General features: G+C 72.1%; 22 protein-coding genes. 6 read left to right on the top strand and 16 right to left on the bottom strand.

Annotated features, from left to right (window positions below; all coding sequences use genetic code 11):
* Positions 1-154 precede the first annotated feature (154 nt).
* From ACFC8N_RS03495 to ACFC8N_RS03505, 3 genes are all read left to right on the top strand, one after another.
* Positions 155-904 carry a FadR/GntR family transcriptional regulator gene (locus tag ACFC8N_RS03495; protein ID WP_356034270.1) on the top strand — a complete coding sequence of 250 codons (750 nt, stop codon included), beginning with the start codon at positions 155-157 and terminating at the stop codon, positions 902-904.
* A gap of 249 nt (positions 905-1,153) precedes the next feature.
* A complete protein-coding gene (locus ACFC8N_RS03500; RefSeq protein WP_376285952.1) occupies positions 1,154-3,151 on the top strand; it encodes a glycosyltransferase family 2 protein in 1,998 nt (665 codons plus the stop codon).
* Positions 3,148-5,082, top strand: coding sequence for a kelch motif-containing protein (locus ACFC8N_RS03505; protein ID WP_356034264.1), 1,935 nt, complete (start codon positions 3,148-3,150; stop codon positions 5,080-5,082). The genes ACFC8N_RS03500 and ACFC8N_RS03505 overlap by 4 nt, the downstream gene beginning before the upstream one ends.
* Positions 5,083-5,084: 2 nt before the next feature.
* On the opposite strand, the gene ACFC8N_RS03510 is transcribed toward ACFC8N_RS03505, so the two are convergent.
* From ACFC8N_RS03510 to ACFC8N_RS03575, 14 genes are all read right to left on the bottom strand, one after another.
* Positions 5,085-6,146 (bottom strand): glycoside hydrolase family 6 protein, encoded by a 1,062-nt coding sequence (locus ACFC8N_RS03510; protein ID WP_376285955.1) that lies wholly within the window; start codon positions 6,144-6,146, stop codon positions 5,085-5,087.
* Between the two features lie 94 nt (positions 6,147-6,240).
* On the bottom strand, positions 6,241-6,912 hold the full coding sequence (locus ACFC8N_RS03515; RefSeq protein ID WP_356034259.1) for a class F sortase: 672 nt from the start codon (positions 6,910-6,912) through the stop codon (positions 6,241-6,243).
* Between the two features lie 9 nt (positions 6,913-6,921).
* Positions 6,922-7,575 carry a hypothetical protein gene (locus ACFC8N_RS03520; protein WP_376285958.1) on the bottom strand — a complete coding sequence of 218 codons (654 nt, stop codon included), beginning with the start codon at positions 7,573-7,575 and terminating at the stop codon, positions 6,922-6,924.
* A gap of 115 nt (positions 7,576-7,690) precedes the next feature.
* Entirely contained in the window at positions 7,691-8,470 is a 780-nt protein-coding gene (locus ACFC8N_RS03525) for an HAD-IIA family hydrolase (protein WP_356034254.1), read from the bottom strand.
* A gap of 128 nt (positions 8,471-8,598) precedes the next feature.
* On the bottom strand, positions 8,599-9,651 hold the full coding sequence (locus ACFC8N_RS03530) for a 2-aminoethylphosphonate ABC transporter substrate-binding protein (protein WP_376285962.1): 1,053 nt from the start codon (positions 9,649-9,651) through the stop codon (positions 8,599-8,601).
* 68 nt (positions 9,652-9,719) lie between these two features.
* Entirely contained in the window at positions 9,720-10,517 is a 798-nt protein-coding gene (locus ACFC8N_RS03535; RefSeq protein WP_376285965.1) for an ABC transporter permease, read from the bottom strand.
* On the bottom strand, positions 10,504-11,286 hold the full coding sequence (locus ACFC8N_RS03540) for a 2-aminoethylphosphonate ABC transporter permease subunit (RefSeq protein WP_376285967.1): 783 nt from the start codon (positions 11,284-11,286) through the stop codon (positions 10,504-10,506). Before ACFC8N_RS03540 ends, ACFC8N_RS03535 begins: the two co-directional genes overlap by 14 nt.
* The gene (locus ACFC8N_RS03545) at positions 11,279-12,334 is read right to left on the bottom strand and encodes an ABC transporter ATP-binding protein (RefSeq protein ID WP_376285970.1); all 1,056 of its coding nucleotides are present in this window, start codon (positions 12,332-12,334) and stop codon (positions 11,279-11,281) included. The genes ACFC8N_RS03540 and ACFC8N_RS03545 overlap by 8 nt, the downstream gene beginning before the upstream one ends.
* Before the next feature lies 1 nt (position 12,335).
* Entirely contained in the window at positions 12,336-13,031 is a 696-nt protein-coding gene (locus tag ACFC8N_RS03550; RefSeq protein WP_376285973.1) for an HAD family hydrolase, read from the bottom strand.
* Between the two features lie 8 nt (positions 13,032-13,039).
* A complete protein-coding gene (locus ACFC8N_RS03555; RefSeq protein ID WP_376285976.1) occupies positions 13,040-14,164 on the bottom strand; it encodes a TIGR03364 family FAD-dependent oxidoreductase in 1,125 nt (374 codons plus the stop codon).
* Between the two features lie 132 nt (positions 14,165-14,296).
* Positions 14,297-15,052 carry a GntR family transcriptional regulator gene (locus ACFC8N_RS03560; RefSeq protein WP_356034238.1) on the bottom strand — a complete coding sequence of 252 codons (756 nt, stop codon included), beginning with the start codon at positions 15,050-15,052 and terminating at the stop codon, positions 14,297-14,299.
* Positions 15,053-15,100: 48 nt separating this feature from the next.
* Positions 15,101-16,087, bottom strand: a complete 987-nt coding sequence (locus ACFC8N_RS03565; RefSeq protein WP_376285979.1) for a hypothetical protein — start codon at positions 16,085-16,087, stop codon at positions 15,101-15,103.
* Positions 16,033-16,317 (bottom strand): hypothetical protein, encoded by a 285-nt coding sequence (locus ACFC8N_RS03570; RefSeq protein WP_376285982.1) that lies wholly within the window; start codon positions 16,315-16,317, stop codon positions 16,033-16,035. The genes ACFC8N_RS03565 and ACFC8N_RS03570 overlap by 55 nt, the downstream gene beginning before the upstream one ends.
* Before the next feature lie 76 nt (positions 16,318-16,393).
* Positions 16,394-17,545, bottom strand: coding sequence for an ROK family protein (locus ACFC8N_RS03575; protein WP_376286267.1), 1,152 nt, complete (start codon positions 17,543-17,545; stop codon positions 16,394-16,396).
* A 95-nt stretch (positions 17,546-17,640) separates the two neighbouring features.
* Here ACFC8N_RS03575 and ACFC8N_RS03580 point away from each other — a divergent pair, with 95 nt between their 5' ends.
* From ACFC8N_RS03580 to ACFC8N_RS03590, 3 genes are all read left to right on the top strand, one after another.
* Entirely contained in the window at positions 17,641-18,711 is a 1,071-nt protein-coding gene (locus tag ACFC8N_RS03580; protein WP_376285985.1) for a Gfo/Idh/MocA family oxidoreductase, read from the top strand.
* Positions 18,711-19,205, top strand: coding sequence for a heme-degrading domain-containing protein (locus ACFC8N_RS03585; RefSeq protein WP_356034230.1), 495 nt, complete (start codon positions 18,711-18,713; stop codon positions 19,203-19,205). Before ACFC8N_RS03580 ends, ACFC8N_RS03585 begins: the two co-directional genes overlap by 1 nt.
* A gap of 87 nt (positions 19,206-19,292) precedes the next feature.
* Complete coding sequence (locus ACFC8N_RS03590) at positions 19,293-20,192, top strand: LLM class F420-dependent oxidoreductase (RefSeq protein WP_376285988.1); 900 nt, start codon at positions 19,293-19,295, stop codon at positions 20,190-20,192.
* 87 nt (positions 20,193-20,279) lie between these two features.
* On the opposite strand, the gene ACFC8N_RS03595 is transcribed toward ACFC8N_RS03590, so the two are convergent.
* Together ACFC8N_RS03595 and ACFC8N_RS03600 are read right to left on the bottom strand one after the other, a co-directional pair.
* On the bottom strand, positions 20,280-21,137 hold the full coding sequence (locus ACFC8N_RS03595; RefSeq protein WP_356034225.1) for a fumarylacetoacetate hydrolase family protein: 858 nt from the start codon (positions 21,135-21,137) through the stop codon (positions 20,280-20,282).
* Positions 21,138-21,266: 129 nt separating this feature from the next.
* A complete protein-coding gene (locus ACFC8N_RS03600; RefSeq protein WP_376285991.1) occupies positions 21,267-21,992 on the bottom strand; it encodes a YidC/Oxa1 family membrane protein insertase in 726 nt (241 codons plus the stop codon).
* Positions 21,993-22,000 lie beyond the last annotated feature (8 nt).

A 22,000-nucleotide genomic window follows, 5' to 3' on the forward strand; every position in this document is an offset into this window, starting at 1 on the left:
CCATCTCTGTTATTGCGCGGCTTCGCCGCGCGAAGTGGGGGCTCCGCCACCCACACCCCCGACCGGAAAGGCCCCTCGCGCGAGCGAGGGGCCTTTCCGTATTGCACCGGTATCCCTCTGCCGGTCCCCTCGTTTGGCCGGATACCCTCTGGCCATGGCAGCCCGGGACCTCCAGGAGCGGATCAAGAAGCTGATCGTCGACCGGCGGCTGCCCTCGGGCGCCCCGCTGCCGACCGAGCCCGAGCTGATGGAGTACCTCGGGGCGAGCCGGAACTCGGTGCGCGAGGCGCTGAAGGCGCTCCAGGCGATGGGCATCGTGGAGATCCGGCACGGGTTCGGGACGTACGTCGGCTCGATGTCGTTCGCGCCGCTGATCGAGGGTCTGGCCTTCCGCACGGTCGCCGGGCACTACCGGGGCGAGGACTCCCTGCTCCAGCTGCTGGAGCTGCGCGAGGCCGTGGAGACCGGGCTGGTCTCGCGGCTGGCCGGGCGGCTGCCGGAGGCGGACCTCGCTGAACTGGATGCCCTCGTCGCCCGTATGGAACAGGAGGCCGCACAGGGAGCCGGTCTCGCCGAGACCGACCGCGCCTTCCACGCCACCCTCTACCGAGGGCTGGACAACGTCCTGCTGAGCGAGGTGCTGGAGGCGTTCTGGGACGCCTTCCACCGGGTGCAGCGGGATCTGGTGGACGTGCCGCAGGACCCCCGGGTCACCTGTCGCCAGCACCGGGAGATCCTGGACGCGGTCCGGTCCGGGGACGCGCCGCGGGCGGAGGAGGCCATAAGGGATCACTTCGGCAACATCCGTGTCCGCCTCTCCACGACCGGCGCACCCCGGCCCTCCGGAAGCACCGGCGCACCCCGATCCCCCGCGCCCCACGCCCGCCACAATGAACGGGTTTGAGCGGTAAACACCACGTTTCGCGTCTTGCGATCATGCTGAACGGCGTAGAACCCTGGATGTCCAAGCTGCGGCCCATTGGCGGCAGTTGGGGGGAAGTAACCGGTTGCGCACCGACGGGGAAGGGGCCCCTGCAACCGGAAGGTCGCGATCCCGTGTCCATGCAGTGGGGAGGACGTGGAGATACGCGCCATCACTCGCGCCACCGCTGATCAACAACACGCAGTGACCTGCGTGTGGGGGGACTGACTCATGACGTCGACGCCGAGGGGCGCCGGGCAGAGCCACGCTCACAACGAGACCGACGAGACCGACGACCCGTCACGGACCACACAGCTGAGGGCGGTCACCCATCGGACGGGTCAGTTCCGCCGCATACGCAAGAGCCTGCCGAGATACGACTACGAGCACTACAGCCGGCTCGCCGGCCCGCTCACCCAGCCCGACCCGGCGAAGCCGTACACGGTGGCGTACCGGTCGCTGCTGTCGCAGGAACCGCATCGCATACGCGCGGCGCTCATGCTGGGCGCGGCCCCGATCCTCTCGCTGGTCCTGCTGTTCTGGCTGCTGCGCCCCGCGCACTGGACCGAACGCGACTACCCCGCCTACGACTTCCTGCCGGCCCTCGACGTCGTCATGCTCGTCTCGATCGGCCTGATCGAGTTCTTCCGCTGCATGAACGTGCTGTCCAACGCGCACGCCACGCTCGTCGCCCGGGACCCGGTCCCGGTCGTGCCCGAGACCGGCACCCGGGTCGCCTTCATCACCACCTTCGTGCCCGGCAAGGAGCCGCTGGAGATGGTGACGAAGACCCTGGAGGCGGCGGTGCGGCTGCGCCACCGGGGCCTGCTGCACGTGTGGCTGCTGGACGAGGGCGACGACCCGGCCGTCAAGGAGGTCTGCGCCCGGCTCGGCGTGCACCACTTCACCCGCAAGGGGGTGGAGAAGTGGAACCGGCCCAAGGGGCCGCACCGCGCGCGGACCAAGCACGGCAACTACAACGCCTGGCTGGCGGCGCACGGCGACGCCTACGACTACTTCGCCTCCGTCGACACCGACCACGTGCCGCTGCCCAACTACCTGGAGCGGATGCTCGGTTACTTCCGCGACCCGGACGTCGGCTTCGTCATCGGCCCGCAGGTCTACGGCAACTACGACACGTTCGTCACCAAGGCCGCCGAGTCCCAGCAGTTCCTCTTCCACGCCCTGATCCAGCGCGCCGGCAACCGCTACGGCGCCCCGATGTTCGTCGGCACCTCCAACGCCGTACGGATCAGGGCGCTGAAGCAGATCGGCGGGCTGTACGACTCGATCACCGAGGACATGGCGACCGGCTTCGAGATGCACCGGGCCAAGAACCCGGCGACCGGGCGGAAGTGGAAGTCCGTCTACACGCCGGACGTCCTCGCCGTCGGCGAGGGCCCGAACGCCTGGACGGACTTCTTCACACAGCAGCTGCGCTGGTCCCGGGGGACGTACGAGACGATCCTCAAGCAGTACTGGAAGGGCCTGTTCACCCTGGGGCCGGGCAAGCTCTTCAACTACACGATGATGATCATCTTCTACCCGATGTCCGCTCTCAACTGGATCCTCGCGGCCCTGAGTTGCGCCCTGTTCCTCGGGCTGGGCGCCTCCGGTGTGAACATCGACCCGACCGTGTGGCTGATGCTGTACGGCAACGCCTCCGCGCTCCAGATCGGCCTGTACGTCTGGAACCGGCGGCACAACGTCTCCCCGCACGAGCCGGAGGGGTCGGGCGGTGTCGCGGGCATGGTGATGTCCGCGCTGTCCGCGCCGATCTACGCCCGTTCGCTGATGGACGCGGTGCTGCGCCGCAAGAGCACGTTCGTCGTCACGCCCAAGGGCGAGTCGGCCAGCCCCGACACGCTGTTCGGGACGTTCAGGGTGCACTGGTTCTTCATCCTGGTCTTCGGCGGCTCGCTCGCCGCCGGTTTCGTGTTCGGGCACTCCCACCCGGCGATGATCGTCTGGGCGGCCCTCGCGCTGCTGATCACCGCCTCGCCGATCCTCGTCTGGCGGTACACCCTGCGGCGGGAGCGGCGCGAGCCCGCGCCCGTGGCGGCGGGGGCCGGGCCGCGGGACGCGGTGCCCGCCGCGCCGCACCCGGCGCCGGTGCCGCAGCAGCGGCCGTCCTGGGCGAGCGGCGGCCCGCCGGCGGGCCCGGCCGCGGAGACGAACGAGCAGACCATGCAGATCGCCCTTGGCGGACTTGGGGGACGTAAGGAATGAAGGACCAGGCCGGCCGCCGTCGCGCCCGCAGGCTCGCGATCGGGACGGCGGTGGTGCTCGCGCTGGCCGGGATGAACGGGCCGTGGGTCTACCGCTTCACCACCGCGCAGTACCACCAGTACAAGATCAACAGACCCGAGTACAAGGCCGAGAACGGCCACTGGGACATCATCGAGTTCCCCAAGGAGTTCCGGCAGGACACCATCCACGCGTCCCTGCTGCGCACCGGGAAGATCCTGATGATCGCGGGCTCGGGCAACAACCAGGACAACTTCAACGCCAAGAAGTTCGACACCCGGATCTGGGACCCGGTCAAGGGCACGATCAAGAAGGTGCCGACCCCGGCCGACCTGTTCTGCACCGGCCACACGCAGCTCGGCAACGGCGACATCCTGATCGCCGGCGGCACCAAGCGGTACGAGAAGCTCAAGGGTGACGTCAAGAAGGCCGGCGGCGTCATGATCCTCTACAACGAGAACCCGGACAAGCCGATGACGCTGCCGGCCGGCACGAGGTTCACCGGCAAGCGGAACGGCAGGACGTTCGTCTCGCAGGACCCGGTGCTCCTCCCGCGCGCGACGAAGGTCTTCGACAAGTCCGGCAAGTGGCTGCGGAACAACCCCGGTTACGGCCGGGTCTACGTCGAGGCGCCGCGCGAGGGCACCCAGTACGAGACCGGCACCCAGGACAACTACACGGTCCAGGGCCTGAGCGGCGCCGACGCGCGCAACACGTACGGCATCGCGCAGAAGCTCGCCCTCGACAAGAAGGACTTCGAAGGCATCAAGGACGCCTACGAGTTCGACCCGGTCGCCGAGCGGTACATCAAGGTCGACCCGATGAACGAGGCCCGCTGGTACCCGACGCTCACCACCCTGTCGGACGGCAGGATCCTCAGCGTCTCCGGCCTGGACGACATCGGTCAGCTGGTGCCGGGCAAGAACGAGATCTTCGACCCGGCGACGAAGAAGTGGACGTACACGAGGACGACCCGGCAGTTCCCGACGTACCCGGCGCTGTTCCTGATGCAGAACGGCAAGATCTTCTACTCGGGGTCCAACGCGGGGTACGGCCCGGACGACGTGGGCCGGGAGCCCGGCATCTGGGACGTCGGCAGCAACGCCTTCACCAAGCTGCCAGGGCTCAGCGACCCGAACATGATGGAGACCTCCGGGACCGTGCTGCTGCCGCCGGCGCAGGACGAGAAGTTCATGGTGATCGGGGGCGGCGGGGTCGGTGAGTCGAAGCTGTCGAGCAGGAGGACGCGGCTCATCGACCTGAAGGCCGGGAAACCCGCGTTCACGGACGGGCCGTCGCTGGAGAAGGGGACCCGGTATCCGCAGTCCTCGGTCCTGCCCGACGACACGGTGCTGGTGTCGGGCGGCTCGGAGGACTACCGGGGGCGCGGCGACTCGAACATCCTCCAGGCGCGGCTGTACCACCCCGACAGCAACAGCTTCACGCAGGTCGCCGATCCGCTGGTGGGCCGCAACTACCACTCCGGGTCGATCCTGCTGCCGGACGGGCGGGTGATGTTCTTCGGCTCCGACTCGCTGTACGGCGACAAGGCGAACACCAAGCCGGGGAAGTTCGAGCAGCGGATCGAGATCTACACCCCGCCGTATCTGTACCGGGGTGCGCGGCCGTCGCTGAGCGGCGGTCCGCAGACGATCGCGCGGGGCGCCTCGGGGACGTTCACGTCGCGGCAGGCGGCCGGCCTCAGGAAGGCGCGGCTGATACGGCCGAGCGCGTCGACGCATGTGACGGATGTGGACCAGCGGTCGATCGCACTGGACTTCAGGGTGTCCGGGGACAAGGTCACGGTGACCGTGCCGACGAACCGGAACCTGGTGCCGTCCGGGTGGTACATGCTGTTCGTGGACGACGACCAGGGGACGCCGTCCGTCGCACAGTGGGTCAAGGTGTCGTAGGGCTACTGCTTACTGTTCCGGGCCAGGGCGAGTGCGTAACTCGCCCACCAGTCCCCGGCCTTCGGGCCGCCCTTGCACGTCCCGTCCGACTCCCCCGGGCGCTTGACCCACAGGTAGGCGTCCACGAGGGGGTCGGACGTCTTCGTCGTCGGCGTCTCACCGAGGGCGCGGCCCGGCGGGTTGCACCAGCGCCGGCCCGGATCGCCCTGTGTGGCGGGGCCGTTGCCGTTGCGGCTGGTGTCGATGACGAAGTGCTTGCCGCCCGCCTTCGCCGAGAGCTGTTTGCCGTAGGCGAGGGAGTCCTGGGTGGAGTAGAAGTTGGAGACGTTGACGGCGAAGCCGTCGGCCTGCGCGATGCCGGCCTGCTGGAGGGGCTGGAAGATCTGGTCGGGACGGCCCCAGCCGGCGTTGCCCGCGTCGAGGTAGACCTTGGTGTTCTTCAGGGACTTGAGCGTGGTGATCGCGCCCCGGAGCAGGTCGTAGCGCTCCTCGTGGAACTGGTTCGGCGTGCAGCCGTCCACCAGGTGCAGTACGGCGTCCGGTTCGAGGACGACGACGGCCGGGCGGTCCTGGATGCCCCGGGCCACGCCGTCGATCCAGGCGCGGTAGGCGTTGCCGTCGGCGGCGCCGCCCTGGGAGTACTGGCCGCAGTCGCGGTGCGGGATGTCGTAGAGCACGAGCAGGGCCGTGCGGTCGGCGTGCTGGGCGGCCTCGGTGAAGCCGCGGGCCTCCTGCTCGGGGTTCTCCGAGCCGATCCACTCCCCCACGGGCTGCTCGGCGATCTTCCGGATCTGCTCGGCGTCCGAGGTCCTGCCCGCCTTGGTGTAGGCGGCGAGCTGCCGGGCCGCCGTGCCGTCCGGGTTCACCCAGAACGGGTCGGCGGACTTGGGCTGTTGGGTGATCCGGGCGCCGTCGCCGGCGTTCTTGTCGCCGCCTCCGCCTCCCGAGGAGCAGCCGGCGAGCAGCAGCGCCGCCCCCAGCACCACCGCCACGGACACCCGCGCGCTCGCCCCAGGTCCTGTCGGAGTGTGATGACAGGGCCTGGCCCCCCTGCTGTCGTCCATACGATTCCCCCCTGGGCGCACTGGTCCGGGTGCCGTCCCATGCTGACATATCCGGACGCCCCGTCACGAGGTCGCACGCCGGGGCGTGCGGGGGTCAGTGCGTGGTGCCGGTGAGGTAGGCGTTGACCACCACGTTGGCGGTGTAGGAGCTCGTGGTGCGGTCGAAGGCGCCACCGCAGGTGATCAGGCGCAGTTCGGCGCGGCCGGGGCGGCGGGGGCCGTAGGCCTGGTGGGCGTCGAAGCCGCTGCGGGGCAGGACGCGGACGTCGTCGACGGTGAAGTGGGCGACCGTGCCGTCCGAGCGGACCACCCGGACCGTCGCGCCCGGCGTGAGCGTGCTGAGCTTGTAGAAGACGCCCGGCCGGGTCGCGGTGTCGACGTGTCCGACCAGGAGGGCCGCGCCCTTGGCGCCGGGGCTGGCGCCGGCGCCGTACCAGCCGACCACGCCCGGCTGGTCGAACGGCGGCGGGTCGACGGCGCCCTCGGTGTCGAGGCCGCGGGCCACCACGGGGGCCTGTACGCCGAGCCGGGGGATGTCCACGCGCTGCGGCAGCGCGTCGGCGAGCGGCGCGGCCGCGCGGGGCAGCAGGGCGGGGTCCACGGCTCCGGAGGCCCAGGTGCCACCGGCGGCCGGGTCGTCCGCGCCGTCCGGTACGCCGGTCACCGCCCGCCCCCACAGCCACAGCCCGAGCAGCAGCAGCGCCCAGGTGACGAGGGTGACCAGCCGTCCGGTGCCGGTGCCGGGATGCCCCTGGTCGTCGGTCATGCGGGCCCGTCAGCGGCCGGTACGGCTGTTGCGGCCCCGGTGTCCGCGGAGCCCGACGGCGAGCGCGGCGACCCCGGCCAGCCCCAGACCGGTGACGGTCTCGGCGGTGCCGGGCCCGGACTCACTGGTGGCCACGGTGGCGAAGTGGGTGGCGGTGCCGCCGCCGCCCGCGTGGACCGGGGCGACGGGGGAGGCGGCGGAGCCGGGACGCCGGTCCGCATCCCCCGCCTGTCCGGTCCATCCGGTCTGTCCTGTCTGGCTGGTCTGTCCTGTCTGGCTGGTCTGTCCGGTTCGCCGGTCGGAGCCCGGGGCCGTTCCCCGGGCGTCGCCCCGGCCGCCCGCCACGGTGATCCGTCCGCTGATGACGTAGTCGGCGCAGGTGATCCTCACGTCGTAGGCGCCGGGCGCGAGGGAGGAGCGGACGCGGGTCTCGCCGGAGAGGGAGCCTCCTTTGCCGGTCAGCCGCGCGTCGGAGACGAAGGCGCCCGAGACGGCGGTGCCCTCGGGACCGGAGCAGCCGTGGACGCGCAGGGAGACGTCGGTACCGGGGGACGGGGAGCCGGGAGTCACGGAGACCGAGCCGCCGTCGGCCGCGTGAGCCGACGGTGCGAGGGCGGCGACGGCCAGGATTCCGGTACAGACAGTGAGGCGAAGTGAGCCCATCGTGAACCTCCAGTTATCTGGAGGCTCCCCCGGCGCAGGCGCCCCCGCATCCTCTGGGGGCGCCCGATTGCTCCAAATGGGTGGGCCCGGGTTTGAAAGCCGCTGGTCAGCTGTGTCAGACGAGGTCGACCAGGTCCGCGATGGAGTCGACGACCTTGGACGCGCGGAACGGGTACTGGTCGACGGCGTCCGGCTGGGTGACCCCGCTGAGCACCAGGAACGTGCGCATACCGGCCTCCAGACCAGCGAGCACGTCGGTGTCCATGCGGTCGCCGATCATCGCGGAGGTCTCGGAGTGGGCGCCGATCGCGTTGAGCCCGGCGCGCATCATCAGCGGGTTGGGCTTGCCGACGAAGTACGGCTTCTTGCCGGTCGCGGCGGTGATCAGGGCGGCGACGGAGCCGGTGGCGGGCAGGTCGCCCTCGATGGAGGGGCCGACGTTGTCGGGGTTGGTGGCGATGAACCGGGCGCCGTTGTTGATCAGCCGGACGGCCTTGGTCAGGGCCTCGAAGGAGTAGGTGCGGGTCTCGCCGAGGATCACGAAGTCGGGCTCGTGGTCGGTGAGGATGTAGCCGATGTCGTGCAGGGCCGTGGTCAGACCGGCCTCGCCGATGACGTAGGCGCTGCCGCCGGGCCGCTGGTCGTTCAGGAACTGGGCGGTGGCGAGCGCCGAGGTCCAGATGTTCTCCACCGGCACGTCCAGGCCCATCCGGCGCAGCCGGGCGTGCAGGTCGCGGGCGGTGTAGATGGAGTTGTTGGTCAGCACCAGGAAGGGCCGGCCGGATTCGCGCAGCTTCTTCAGGAAGGCGTCGGCGCCGGGGATCGGAACGCCCTCGTGGATCAGGACACCGTCCATGTCGGTGAGCCACGACTCGATCGGCTTGCGGTCTGCCATGTTGTGCGTCTCCTGGCGTACGTGCGGTCGACAAGGCAAAGCGGGGGCGCCGGAACCACGGCGTACCGACGCCCCAAGCCTAATCAGCCTGGCCTGATCCTGACCCTGCCGTCCGCCTGTCGATCGGCTCAGCTGCCGGTCGCCGACTTCCAGTCCTCGACGTACGACGTCAGGTTCTTGTCGATGTCGGTCCAGTCGGGCTCGAAGAAGTCGACGCCGTCCATGATTCTGGTGAGGGCGACGGCGTTGGCGTCGGTGGCCTTGACGTCCTGGCGGGCGCTGAAGCCGCCGCCGATGGAGCTGACCTCCTCCTGCTGCTTCTGCGCGAGCATGAAGTCGAGCAGCTTCTTTCCGTTCTCGCTGTGCGGGGCCTTGGTGACCAGGCCGGCTGCGTAGGGCAGGGCGAAGGTGGAGGGCTTGCCGTCCTTGTCGGCCGGGAACCAGATGCCGAGGTTCGGCATGGTCTTGGCCTGGGCGTAGTTCATCTGCACATCGCCGTTGGCGGCGAGCAGTTCGCCCTTGTCGACCTTGGGCGCGAGCTTGCCGGTGGAGGCGGACGGGCCGACGTTGTTGGCCTGGAGCTTCTTCAGGTAGGCGAGGGCCTGTTCCTTGCCGCCGAAGTCGTGGATTGCCTTGATGAGGACGGCGGTGCCGTCGCCGGCGACGCCCGGGGTGGAGTACTGGAGCTTGTTCTTGTACGTGGCGTCGAGCAGTTCGTTCCAGGTCTTCGGGGCCTGCTTCAGCTCCTTCTTGTTGTAGACGAAGCCGAAGTAGTTGTTGACGACGGAGATCCAGGAGCCGTCCACGGCCTTGTCGGCGCCGCTGACCTGGTCGGAGTCCTTCACCTCGTACTTCTGCAGCAGGCCCTTGGCGTCGGCCTGCTGGATGAAGGGCGGCAGGGTGACCAGCACGTCGGCCTGCGGGTTGCTCTTCTCGCGGACGGCGCGCTGCACCATCTCGCCGGAGCCGCCCTCGACGTACTTGACCTTGATGCCGGTCTGCTTGGTGAAGTCCGCGAAGACCTTGTCGTACCAGCCGTCGCCGTTCTCGCCCTTGAGGCCGTCGGCGCTGTAGACGGTGACCTCCTTGGCGTCGGAGGCGGTGGAGGTGCCGCAGGCGGACAGCGCGGGGGTGGCGAGCAGGGCGAGGGCTATGGCGGGCGAGAGGCGGTTTCTGGGCATGGCGAGGCCAACTCCTGGCGTTTTCACGGGGGTTACGGGAGTGGGGGGATGGTCTGCGGTGGGGGGTGTCAGCGGTACGACGCCCGGGTGCGGACCCGGGAGACGGCGAACAGGGCGAGCAGGGTCGCGGCCATCAGCACCACGGCCACGGCCGAGCCGGTGAACAGGGCGCCCCGGTCGGTGGCCGCGTAGATCAGGACCGGCAGCGGGGTCCAGTCGGGCGGATAGAGCATCATCGTGGCGCTCAGCTCGCCCATGGACAGGGCGAAGCAGAGGCCGGCGGCGGCGGTCAGGGAGGGCAGCAGGAGGGGGAGACGGACCCGCCACAGGACGTGGGCGGGGCGGGCGCCGAGGGAGGCGGCGGCCTGTTCGTAGGCCGGGTCGAGGCGGGTGATCGCCGCCGACACGGACTGGTGGGCGAAGGCCGTGACCAGCACGGTGTGCGCGAGGATCACGATCCACCGGGTGCCGTTGAGCAGCAGCGGCGGCTTGGAGAAGGCGACGAGGACCGACAGTCCGACCACGACGGAGGGTACGGCGACCGGCAGGACGAACAGGGCGTCCATGATCCTGCGGTACCGCTTCCTCAGCCCCGCCGCGGCCAGCGCGGCCCAGGTGCCGGCGGTCAGCGCGAGCAGGCTGGCGCCGACGGCCGTGAGCAGGCTGGTGGTGAGCGCCTGGAGGGCCTCGCCGCGGGTGGCGGCACGGTAGTTGGCGACGGTCGCGCCCGAGGGCAGGACGCCGGACCAGTGGGTGGCGAAGGAGGCGCCGAGGATGACGAGGAGGGGCAGGGCGAACAGCGGCAGGAAGAGGACGGCGAACACCGTCCACACGGCCCACCTGGCCCCGCGGCTATGCACCAGCACGACGGCTCACCACCCGGTAGAGGGCGTAGAGGCCCACGGAGATCAGGACGTTGACGACGGCGACCACGCACGCGCCCGGGTAGTCGGACTCCAGGATCGCCTTGCTGTAGACGAGCATCGGCAGGGTGGTGACGCCCTTGGCGCCGGTGAACAGCACGATGCCGAACTCGTTGAGGCAGAGCACCAGGACGAGGCTCCCGCCGGCGGCGAGCGCGGGCAGCGCCTCCGGCAGGATCACCCGCCGCACGATCCGCGGCGCCCGCGCGCCCAGCGAACTGGCCGCCTCCAGCTGGGCGGTGTCCAGCTGCGAGAAGGCGGCGAGCAGGGGCCGCATCACGAACGGCGTGAAGTAGGTGACCTCCGCCAGCAGCACGCCCCAGGGCGTGGTGAGGAACTGGAAGGAGCCGACGATGCCGGTGCTGCCGTAGATGAACAGCAGGGCCAGCGTGATGAGGAAGGACGGGAAGGACAGGTACACGTCGATGAACCGCGCCACCCCCTTCGCCCCGGGGAACGGCACGAACGCGATGACCAGCGCCAGCAGGAACCCGAGGAGCAGACATCCGGCGGTGGAGGCGAGCGCCAGCCAGACGGTGGTCCACAGCGCGTGCCGGAAGGCGTCGGAGGCGAAGACGTCGGCGTACGGCTGGAGGGAGGTGCCGCCGGAGTCGGGCTGGAAGGACTGCTGGACGACGAGGCCGAGGGGGTAGACGAAGAAGAGGGCGAGCAGGACCACGGGAGGCAGGGCCCACAACAGGCGCCTAGGCATGGCTGACTCCGGCGGGCAGCAGTACGGCGTCGTCGGACGCGAAGTGCAGGCTCACGGAGTCGCCGTGGGCCGGCGGAGCCTTCAGTTCGCGCACGTCCGCCATGAGCGTGTGTCCGCCGACCTCGACGTACAGCCGGTGTGTGGCGCCCCGCCACTGGATCTCCCGTACGACGCCGGTGAGTTGGTTGGGGCCCTGGCCCAGCCCGACGGCGTGCGGCCGTACGCACAGCGTGGCCCGCGCCCCCGCGGGCGCCCCGTTCGTGTCGACCTCCAGCTCGGACCCCGCGAAGGAGACCCCGCCGGTCCCCACGGTCACGGGCACCAGGTTCGCGCCGCCCACGAAGGAGGCGGTGAACTCGTCGGCCGGGGAGCGGTACAGCTCCCTCGGCGTCCCGCAGGACTGGAGCCGCGCCTTGTCCATGACGGCGATCCGGTCGGCCAGGGTCAGCGCCTCGACCTGGTCATGGGTGACGTACAGCATCGAGACGTCGGGCAACTCCCGGTGCAGCCGGGCCAGTTCGGTCAGCATCCCGGAGCGCAGCCGGGCGTCCAGCGCGGACAGCGGCTCGTCCAGGAGCAGTACGTCCGGGCGGATGGCCAGCGCGCGGGCGATGGCGACCCGCTGCTGCTGTCCGCCGGACAGCTCGCGCGGATGGCGGCGGGCGTAGGCGCCCATGCCGGTCATCTCCAGCGCCTCGGCGACCCGTTGCCGTATCCCGCCCTTGGAGATCTTGGGTGTCTTCCTGGCCCTGAGCCCGAAGGCCACGTTCTCGTCGACCCGCAGGTGCGGGAAGAGCGCGTACTGCTGCACGACCATGCCGATGCCACGCCGGTACGGCGGCAGGTCCGTCACGTCCCGGCCGCCGAGGAGCACCCGCCCGGACACGGGCCGTACGAACCCGGCGACCGCCCGCAGCGCGGTGGTCTTGCCGGAGCCGGACGGCCCGAGCAGCGCCATGACCTCGCCGGGCTCGACGGTGAGGTCGAGGGCGTCGAGGACGACGTTGCCGTCGTAGGCGACGGTGACGGAGTCGAAGCGGATGCCCATCTCAGCGCGCTCCCGACAGCAGCGCGGGCAGACCGGCCACCGAGTCGAGGACGTGCGTGGCACCGGCGGCGTGGAACTCGGCGTCCCCGTGGGCCCCGGTGCGTACGCCCGCGACCAGCCCGGCGCCCGCCCGTACCCCGCTGAGCACGTCGTAGGAGGTGTCGCCGACGACGGCGACCTGGCGCACGTCGTCCGCGGCCCTGGTGCGGACGAAGGCCGCGAGGACCATGTCCGGGTACGGCCGTCCGCGCCCGCCGGCGTCGGCCGGGCACAGGGTGAGCGGGACGAGATCCCGCCAGCCGAGGGCGTCGAGGATGGCGTCCTGGGTGACGCGGGCGAAGCCGGTGGTCAGCACGACGGTCCGGCCGCTGCCGGCCAGTTCCTCGATGGCCTCGCGGGCACCGGGGACGGGGGCGATCAGGCCGCCGTCGACCAGCTCGCCGTATGCCTTCTCGAAGGCGGCGTTGGCGCGCCGGGCCTTCTCCTCGGTGCCGAACAGGTGCCGGAAGACGGAGATCTTGGACTCGCCCATGGTGGCGCGGACGTACGCGAGGTGCTCGGTGTGCTCGGGCGAGCCGGTCTCGACGCCGAGTTCGCCTGCGGCGGCGGCGAAGGCGCGCTCGACGAGGCCGTCGTCGCCGACGGTGGTGCCGGCCATGTCGAGGACGACGAGACGGATGTCGGTGGAGGGGGTCATGGGGGTGCTCACCAGCCCAGTTCGTTCGCGGTCGTTTCGGCTATCGCCGGGGAGCAGGTCATGCCGCGCCCGCCGGGCCCGGTGACCAGCCACACACCGTCGCTCACCTGCTGCCGGTGCACGACCCGGCTCGTGTCGGTGCACTGCGCGTACACGCCCGCCCAGCGGCGGCGGATGCGCGGCAGCGGGCGCCCGAGCAGGGATTCGACGACTCCGGTGAGGTGCTCGTAGGGCTCCTCGGCGGTGTCGAAGGCGAAGGGGTGCTCGTACTCGTGGGTGTCGCCGATGGTCAGTCCGCCGTCGGCGCGCTGCACCATCAGCAGCTGCATCCTGTGCTCGGCCGCCGTCGGCGCCTGGGGCCGGCCGGCGTTGAGCGCGTCCAGCGCCGGGGAGCCGTAGGCCGGGTAGTAGCGGAAGCTGTCGGCGTCCGCGACGGAGGTGGTCAGCTGCTCGCCCAGCGGGTCGGTCTGCATCATCTGCAGGCGGACGCGGCGCACGGGCAGGTCGGGCCCGGCCAGCTCGCGGACGAGTCCGCCGAGCCAGGCGCCGGTGCACAGGACGACGGCGTCGGCGTGGTGCACGTCGCCGTGGTCGTCCCGTACGGCGCCGGGGCCGACCACGTCGCGGACCTCACGGCCCGGCAGGAAGGTGTAGTCCGGGGACTTCAACAGCTCTTCGCGCAGGGCGAGTTGGGCGGTGCGGGGCTCGACGGCCGCGTCGCGCTCGCAGTACAGGGCCGCGGTGAACTCGCCGCGCAGGGCGGGGTTCAGGGCGCGCGCCTCGGCGGGCAGCAGCAGCTTGTAGCCGCGGGCGGCGGCGTCCGGGCGGGCGAGGGCGGCCTCGGCGACCGCCAGCTCCAGGGCGCCGCGGACCGGGGTCAGCGACCCGTTGGCCCGGAACCCGAGCTTCGGCACGCGGGCGCCGATCCCCTCCCACAGCTCCCGCGCCCGCAGCGCGGTCTCCAGCTCTTCGCCACCCGCGCGGCCGCTGACCCAGATCTGCCCGAAGTTGCGCAGCGAGGCGCCGCGCGCCTCGGTCTCACGCTCGATCTGGACGACCTGATGGCCACGCTGAACTGCATGCCAGGCGTGCATGGTGCCCACCACGCCTGCTCCTACGACTGTCACTCTCACGTCGGCAACGCTCCTCGGGACCGGGGAACCGGAGATATCCGGCTGTCAACGAGAGCGTGAACGACCCCTCAAGTTTGGGCTAGACCCGTTATCCTTTCGTGACACAACTGAGAGTGCCCGAGTACTCGCCTCTCAGCCGCTCAGATGCGTGGTGAAGGAGAACCTGTCGCCCCGGTACAGCGAGCGCACCCGCTCCAGCGGCCGGCCCTCCGTGTCCCGCGAGACGCGGTGGATCAGCAGCATCGGCAGGGCGGGCGGCGTGCCGATGAGCAGCGCCTCGCGGGGGGTGGCCAGCACGGTCTCGATGCGCTCGTCGGCGTCACCGAAGGCGATGCCCTGGGCGGTGAGATAGCCGTAGAAGGAGGAGTCGGGGTCGAAGTCGGCGTCCAGCCGGGGCACCCGCGCGACGGCGACGTACGTGCTCTCCAGCCCGACCCGCTCCTCGTCGGCGAGCAGCACGCGCTCCAGGTGCCACACGGGTTCGCCCCGGGTGAGCCCGGTCTCCGCGGCGAGGGCCTCGGGGCACGGGAAACGGTCGAGGGTGACGAGGGCACGGCCGGGCGTACGGCCCTGCCGGCGCACCCCTTCGGTGTAGCTGGCGAGGGACAGCGGCTGGGCGAGCTTGGGCCCGGCGACGACGGTCCCGCGCCCCCGGCGCTGCAACCGTCCCTCCAGCACCAGCTCCCGCACCGCCTGCCGCACGGTCTCGCGCGCGACGTCGTACCGCTCGGCCAGATCCCGCTCGGTGGGGATGGGGCCGCCCTCCCCCAGCTCCTCCAGCAGCGCGGCGATCCGCGCCTTCACGGCGTAGTACTTGGGGATGCGCCCGTGCTCGGGGATGCCGGAGCGGACGGGGGCGCCGGGGGCCTGGTCGTTCGGGTAGTCCACGCAGGGATGTTCGCAGACGACGGGAGCGCTTCCGGTACGGGACCCGGTTCAGCGGCGCCGCCGGGACACCAGGAACGCACCGGCGCCGGCCCCGACCAGGGCCCCGGCGGCCGCCGACAGACCGGGCGCGCCCCCGGTGCCGGTGCGCGCCAACTCGCTTGTCCGCCAGTCGACTTCGGCCCCCGCCTCGGCGCCGTCGCCCGCGCGGTCCCCCTCGTGCACGATCCCGAACACGTACGGATCGGACTGCCCGACCCAGTCCCCGTCGTCCGCGCCCCGGCGCTGGACCACGGCGGCGCCCGCGGTGACCCGGTCGGCCAAGGCGTCCGAGGTGAGCGAGAGCCTGACCCTGACGCTGACCGTCCTGCCGGCCGGCACGGTGAACCCGGCGAACCCCGCGGCGTCCAGCACCCCGACCAGCTCCTGCTCGTCGGTGCTCTCGAACGGCACCGGACGGGCCCGGGAGCCGTCGTAGAAGTCCAGCCGGGGCTGGTGGGGCTTCAGTGCGCGCCTGCTGTCGACGAGGACGACGACCGGGTGGACACCGGTGCAGGTGCGGCGGGTGGTGTTGGTGAGGTCGATGTACCAGGTCCCGAATCCACCGCCCGCCTCGTACGAGTCCGGGCCCCCGCGGATCCGGGCGGTGAGCGGGAAGACATGCGCGTCGGCACCGGCACAGACGGCATCCGCGGGCGCCCCGACGGCCCGGGCGACCGGCGCGGACAGGGGGACGAGGAGTCCGACGGCCACCGCGACGGTGACGGCGGCCAGGGCGAGACGCGGGAGCGGGGGCAGCACCGGGGGTGGGGCCAGGGTCACGGCCGGGGCCAGAGTCAGGGACGTGGGCAGGGACGTAGACGAGGCCGAGGACGAGGTCAGGGATGAGGACGCGGACGGAGTCACCACCGGGAGCAGGACCGGGGCCGGGACCGGGGGCACCACCAGGGCCAGGGGCGCGGCCGGGACCAGGGCCGGGGTCACTACCGGTGCCGAGGTCGCGGCCGCTGCCAGGGCCGGGGGTGTGCGCAGTCGCATGGGTCCATGGTCGGGCCGGGTGACCGGGAGCGCGCGGGGGAGCCGTTTCCGCGGGGGCGGTGCCGGGGTCGGCCGACGACGGTGACGTCCACCGTGGCCACGTCGTCCGGGTCCGAGGCGCAGGCCAGGTAGATGTGCGCCGCCGCTCGCGTGCCCGGGTCGAGCCGGGCGGTTCCGACCAGGGTGCCGGTCACCTTCGGAGGCGGGCCGTCGGGGCTCAGGTCACCCATGGAGTCGATTGATGCGGTTGGTTCCACGGTGGGACGACCGGCCGGCCTCGCAACCCGGCCACGGCGCACGGCACCCTCACGCGTCCCCGCGCCCGAACAACCGCCCCAGCAGCAACTGCGCGGCCCCCTCCGCGACGATCCGCTCGCCGCCCCCGGCCGCCCGGACCGGCACCGCCCCGCCCGGCATCCCCTCCCGCCGGGCCTGCGCCGCCAGTACGTCACCCACGCCCCGCACGTACACCTCCGGCGCCCCGGCCACGGTCCGCCCCCCGAGCAGCACCGCGTCGATGTCGAGCAGCCCCACCAGATTCGCCGCCCCCACCCCCAGCACCCGCGCCGCCTCCTCCGGCTCCCCGCGCCCCACGGCCCCGAGGCACAGCGCCTCCACGCACCCCCGGTTCCCGCACTCGCACGGCGGACCGTCGAGCTGGATCACCTGGTGCCCGAACTCCCCCGCCCCGGTCCGCGCCCCCCGGTGCACGCTCCCGCCGATCACCAGCCCGGCCCCGAGCCCGGTGCCGAGATGCAGGTACGCGAAGGATCCGGAGCCGCCCTCGCCCCGCACCGAGAGCCCCAGCGCGGCCGCGTTCGTGTCCTTGTCGACCACCACCGCCACCCCGAGCCGTGTCTCCAGCGCGTCCCGCAGCGCGAAGCCGTCCCACTCGGGAAATCCCGTGACCCGGTGCAGCACCCCGCGCGCGTGGTCGAGCGGCCCCGGCAGCGCCACCCCCACTCCGAGCAGCGTGCCGACACCGGCGAGTCCGTCGTCGTCCCCGAGGCCGAGCGCCTGCCCCACCAGCCCCTCCACCGCCCGGGTGAGCACCCCGAGCACGGCCGGCGCCCCCGCCCCCAGGTCCAGCTCCGCGCGCCGCTGCGCCACCACGGCGCCGTCCAGGTCGACGAGGACGGCCCGCAGCTCGTCGCGGTCCAGGTGGACCCCGACCGCGTGCCCCGCCTCCGGCACCAGCCGCAGCACCGTGCGCGGCTTGCCCCCGGTGGACGCCCGGCGCCCGGCCTCCGCCGCGAACCCCTGCTCCCGCAGCCGTGCGGTGATCTTGCTGACGGCCTGCGGGGTCAGCCCGGTGCGCTCGGCCAGTTCGAGCCGGCTGATGCCCTCCGCCCCGGCGTCCCGCAGCAGGCCCAGCACCAGCGCGGCGTTGTGGCTGCGCACCGCGCCGAGGTTCGCCCCCGCCGGGCCGCCGACGCCCATCCCCTCCCGCGTCCCCATTCCCGCCCGTGTCCCCGTCCCCGTCGTCGTCCTGTTCACGCCACCCATTGTCCCCGCCGCTTGCACTTTGGCAACAGCGTTGCGAAAGTAGTCCCATGAGTGCTGCCACCCCTCTCCGCGTCGGCCTGATCGGCTACGGCCTCGCCGGCTCCGTCTTCCACGCCCCGCTGATCGCCGCCACCGAGGGCCTCGCCCTGGACACCGTGGTCACCTCGAACCCCGAGCGGCAGGAGCAGGCCCGCGCCGAGTTCCCGGACACCCGGACCGTCGCCACGCCTTGGGAGCTGTTCGACCGCGCCGGCGAACTGGACCTGATCGTCATCGCGTCCCCGAACAGGACGCACGTCCCGCTCGCCACCGCCGCCCTGAAGGCGGGCCTGCCGGTCGTGGTCGACAAGCCGGTCGCCGGGACCGCCGCCGAGGCCCGCGGCCTCGCCGCCCTCGCCGAGGAGCGCGGCCTGCTGCTGTCGGTCTTCCAGAACCGCCGCTGGGACAACGACTTCCTGACCCTGCGCCGGCTCCTCGCGGACGGCTCGCTCGGCGACGTGTGGCGCTTCGAGTCCCGCTTCGAGCGCTGGCGCCCGCAGCCCAAGGGCGGCTGGCGCGAGTCCGGCGACCCGGCAGAGATCGGAGGTCTCCTCTACGACCTCGGCAGCCACGTCGTCGACCAGGCCCTGGTCCTCTTCGGCCCGGCCACCGAGGTGTACGCCGAGACGGACGTCCGCCGCCCGGGCGCCGAGACCGACGACGACACCTTCATCGCCGTCACCCACGCGAGCGGTGTCCGCTCCCACCTCTACGTCTCCGCGACCACCGCCCAACTCGGCCCGCGCTTCAGGGTGCTGGGCTCGCGGGCGGGCTATGTGAAGTACGGCCTGGACCCGCAGGAGGGGGCACTGCGCGAGGGCCTGCGCCCCGGCCCGCACTGGGGCGCCGAGCCGGAGTCCCTGTGGGGCCGCATCGGCGCCGGGGAGTCCCCGCTGACCGGCGCCGGCACCCCCGTACCGACCCTGCCGGGCGACTACCCCGCCTACTACGCGGCCGTCACCGACGCCCTGCGTGCCGGCGCGCCCAACCCGGTGTCCGCGCTGGAGGCGGCCGCCGCCCTCGACGTACTCGAAGCGGCCCGCCGCTCGGCCCTCGACAAGGCGACGGTGACCCTCTGATGTCCCGGACCGCTCCCCGCACCGACCCCGCACCGGCCCCGTCCGTCGAGGAGCTGGAGGCGCAGGAACGCCGCCTGGTCTTCCGGCAGTTCACGTACGAGGACGCCTGGGCCCTCGGCTCGCTCCTGGTCGAGCTGGCCCGGGAGCGCGGGGCGCCCGTCGCGATCGACATCCACCGCGCCGGCCAGCAGCTCTTCCACGCCGCCCTGCCCGGCTCCACCCCGGACAACGACGCCTGGATCGCCCGCAAGCGCCGGGTGGTGGAGCGCTACGGCGCCTCCTCCTACCTGGTCGGCTCCCGCTTCCGCGCCAAGGGCACGACCTTCGAGGACTCCGCCCGCCTGGACCCCGGCACCTACGCGGCCCACGGCGGCTCGTTCCCGGTCCATGTGGAGAACGTGGGCGTCGTCGGCGCGGTGACGGTCTCCGGCCTGCCCCAGCTCCAGGACCACCGGCTCGTCGTCGAGGCCCTGGAGCGATTCCTCAAGGTGTGACACCCGCCGGGAATCCGTGGGGGGATCCCGCCGGTTGGGAAGGGCTGTAGACGTGATGATCACGACCCGCCCGGAGGGATCGCCCCGATGAGCAGCACGAGCAGCACGAGCAGCACGAACACCTCGCACGGCTTGAAGGACCGGATCGGCCGCTACGGCATCTGGAGCTTCGCCCTGCGCACGGAGGAACCCTCCCGGCGCGGCGAACTGGCGGAGGCGGCGGCCGAGTTGGAGGAGCTCGGCTTCCGAGCCGTATGGCTGGGCGGCAGCAGCGCGGCCCGGCATGCCGTACCGCTCCTGGAGGCCACCGACGCCCTCACCGTCGGCACCAGCATCCAGAGCATCTGGGACTACGACGCCGAGACCAGCGCGGCGGCCTTCGCCCAGGTGGACGCGGCCCACCCCGGCCGCTTCGTGCTCGGCCTGGGGGTGAGCCACGCCAAGCTCGCCGAGCAGTACCGCCGCCCCTACTCCGCGCTGGTCGCCTACCTCGACGCGCTGGACGCGGCGGGCGTCCCCGCCGACCGCCGGGTCCTCGCGGCCCTCGGCCCCAAGACCCTGGAGCTGTCCCGGGACCGGGCGGCGGGCGCGGTGCCGTACCTGGTCACCGCCGAACACACCGCGCAGGCCCGCGAGATCCTCGGCGAGGGGCCGCTGCTCGCCCCCGAGCTGAAGGTCGTCCTGGAGCCCGACCCGGCCCGGGCCCGCGCCGTCGCCCGCGAGACCCTCGCGATGTACCTCGCCCTGCCGAACTACACGAACAACTTCCTGCGCCTCGGCTTCACCGAGGACGACCTGGCCGACGGCGGCAGCGACCGCCTGGTCGACGCGGTCTTCGCGTGGGGCGACGAGGCCGCCGTCCGCGACCGCATCGACACCTTCCACCAGGCGGGCGCGGACCACGTGGCCCTCCAGGTGGTCACCGGGGGCCCGCGGGAGCAACTCCCGAGGGAGGAATGGCGCCGCCTGGCCTATCTGCTGGACTGAGCGGAAGCGCCCTCGAAGGGGCGCGGGGAACTGCGCGAGAAACCACGGCCGACCCGCACCCGCCGTGCTCGCGCAGCCCCCACCCGCCTAGGCGTCCTTCAGCTCCTGCCGCTGCCGACCGAGCCCCGTGATCTCCAGCTCGACCACGTCCCCGCCCCGCAGATACGGCTTCGGCTCCGGCTGCCCCATCGCCACCCCCGCCGGCGTCCCCGTGTTGATGACGTCCCCGGGGTACAGCGTCATGAAGTGGCTGACGTACCGCACGACCTCCCCCACGGGAAAGATCTGCTCGGCCGTCGTCCCGTCCTGTTTCAGCTCCCCGTTGACCCACAGCCTCAGGGACAGCGCCTGGGGGTCGGGCACCTCGTCGGCCGTCACGAGCCACGGCCCGAGCGGGTTGAACGTCTCGCAGTTCTTGCCCTTGTCCCAGGTCCCGCCGCGCTCGATCTGGAACTCCCGCTCGGAGACGTCGTGCGCGACCGTGTACCCCGCGACATGCGCGAGGCCGTCCTCGGCCGACTCCAGGTAGCGGGCCGTTCGTCCGATGACGACGGCCAGCTCCACCTCCCAGTCGGTCTTCGCGGAGCCGCGCGGGACGAGGACGGTGTCGTGCGGCCCGACGACGGTGTCCGGGGCCTTGAAGAAGACCACCGGCTCGGCGGGCGGCTCGGCGCCGGTCTCGCGGGCGTGGTCGTGGTAGTTGAGCCCGATGCACACGATCTTGCCGATCCGGCCGAGCGGCGGCCCGGTCCTGAGCCCCGCCGCGTCGAGCGCGGGCAGCTCACCGGAGGCGGCGGCCGCCCGTACCCGGCCGAGCGCGGCCTCGTCGGCGAGGAGCGCGCCGTCGATGTCGTCGACGATCCCCGACAGGTCCCGGAGGGTTCCCTCGGCATCGAGCAGCGCGGGCCGCTCCGCCCCTGCCGTACCGACTCGCAGCAGCTTCATGGTCACAATCTCCCTCGATCGCGGGGGCGCCCGGCCGATGGGTGCAGCCATCGGAGGACTGGCCGATCCTCCAATCCCGGAGTCCACTCCGCAAGACCCTGTTCACGTACTGGACCGTAACCAGGCCTCTCACTGATAGAGGGCGGCCCGCTCCACGGCGCTCCAGGTCGTGCTCGTGACGACGTACAGCGCGGCCGCGAGCGGGACGACGGCCACGGTGACGAGGGTGAAGAACGACATGAACGGCATGACCTTGTTGAGCGCGCCGAGCCCGGGCACCTGCCCGCCGTCGCCGCCCGCGACCGCGACCGGGTTGTTCGCCATCATGCGCTTGGTGCGCCGGTAGTTGAAGACGGCGACGGCCGTGACGAGGACGAAGAGACCGGCGTAGACCAGCCCGGCCGGCCCGAACGGCCCGCCGTCGGCGAGCGCGTCGGCCCAGCGCCCGCCGAGCGGCGCCGCGAACAGCTCGTGTCCGAGCAGGCCGTTGGCCTCGCCGCCGATCGTGGAGCTGGAGAAGAGGTGGTACAGGAGGAAGAACGCGGGCAGTTGGAGGAGGCTCGGCAGGCAGCCGGACAGCGGCGAGACCTTTTCCTCGGCGTGCAGCTCCAGCACCGCCTTCTGGAGCCGCTGCGGATCCTCGGCGTGCTTCGTGCGCAGTTCGGCGATCCTCGGCTGCAACGCGGCCCGGGCCCGCTGGCCACGGGCGGCGGCGCGGGACAGCGGGTGGACGAGGAGTCGTACGAGCGCGGTGAACAGGACGATCGCGGCGGCGGCCGCGGAGGCGTGGAACAGCGGGGTCAGCAGGTCGGCGACGTGCTCGACCAGGCGGGCGAAGACAGCGAGAACGGACATGGGTGAGC

It is taken from the genome of Streptomyces sp. NPDC055966 (assembly GCF_042269865.1).
Taxonomy (GTDB): domain Bacteria; phylum Actinomycetota; class Actinomycetes; order Streptomycetales; family Streptomycetaceae; genus Streptomyces.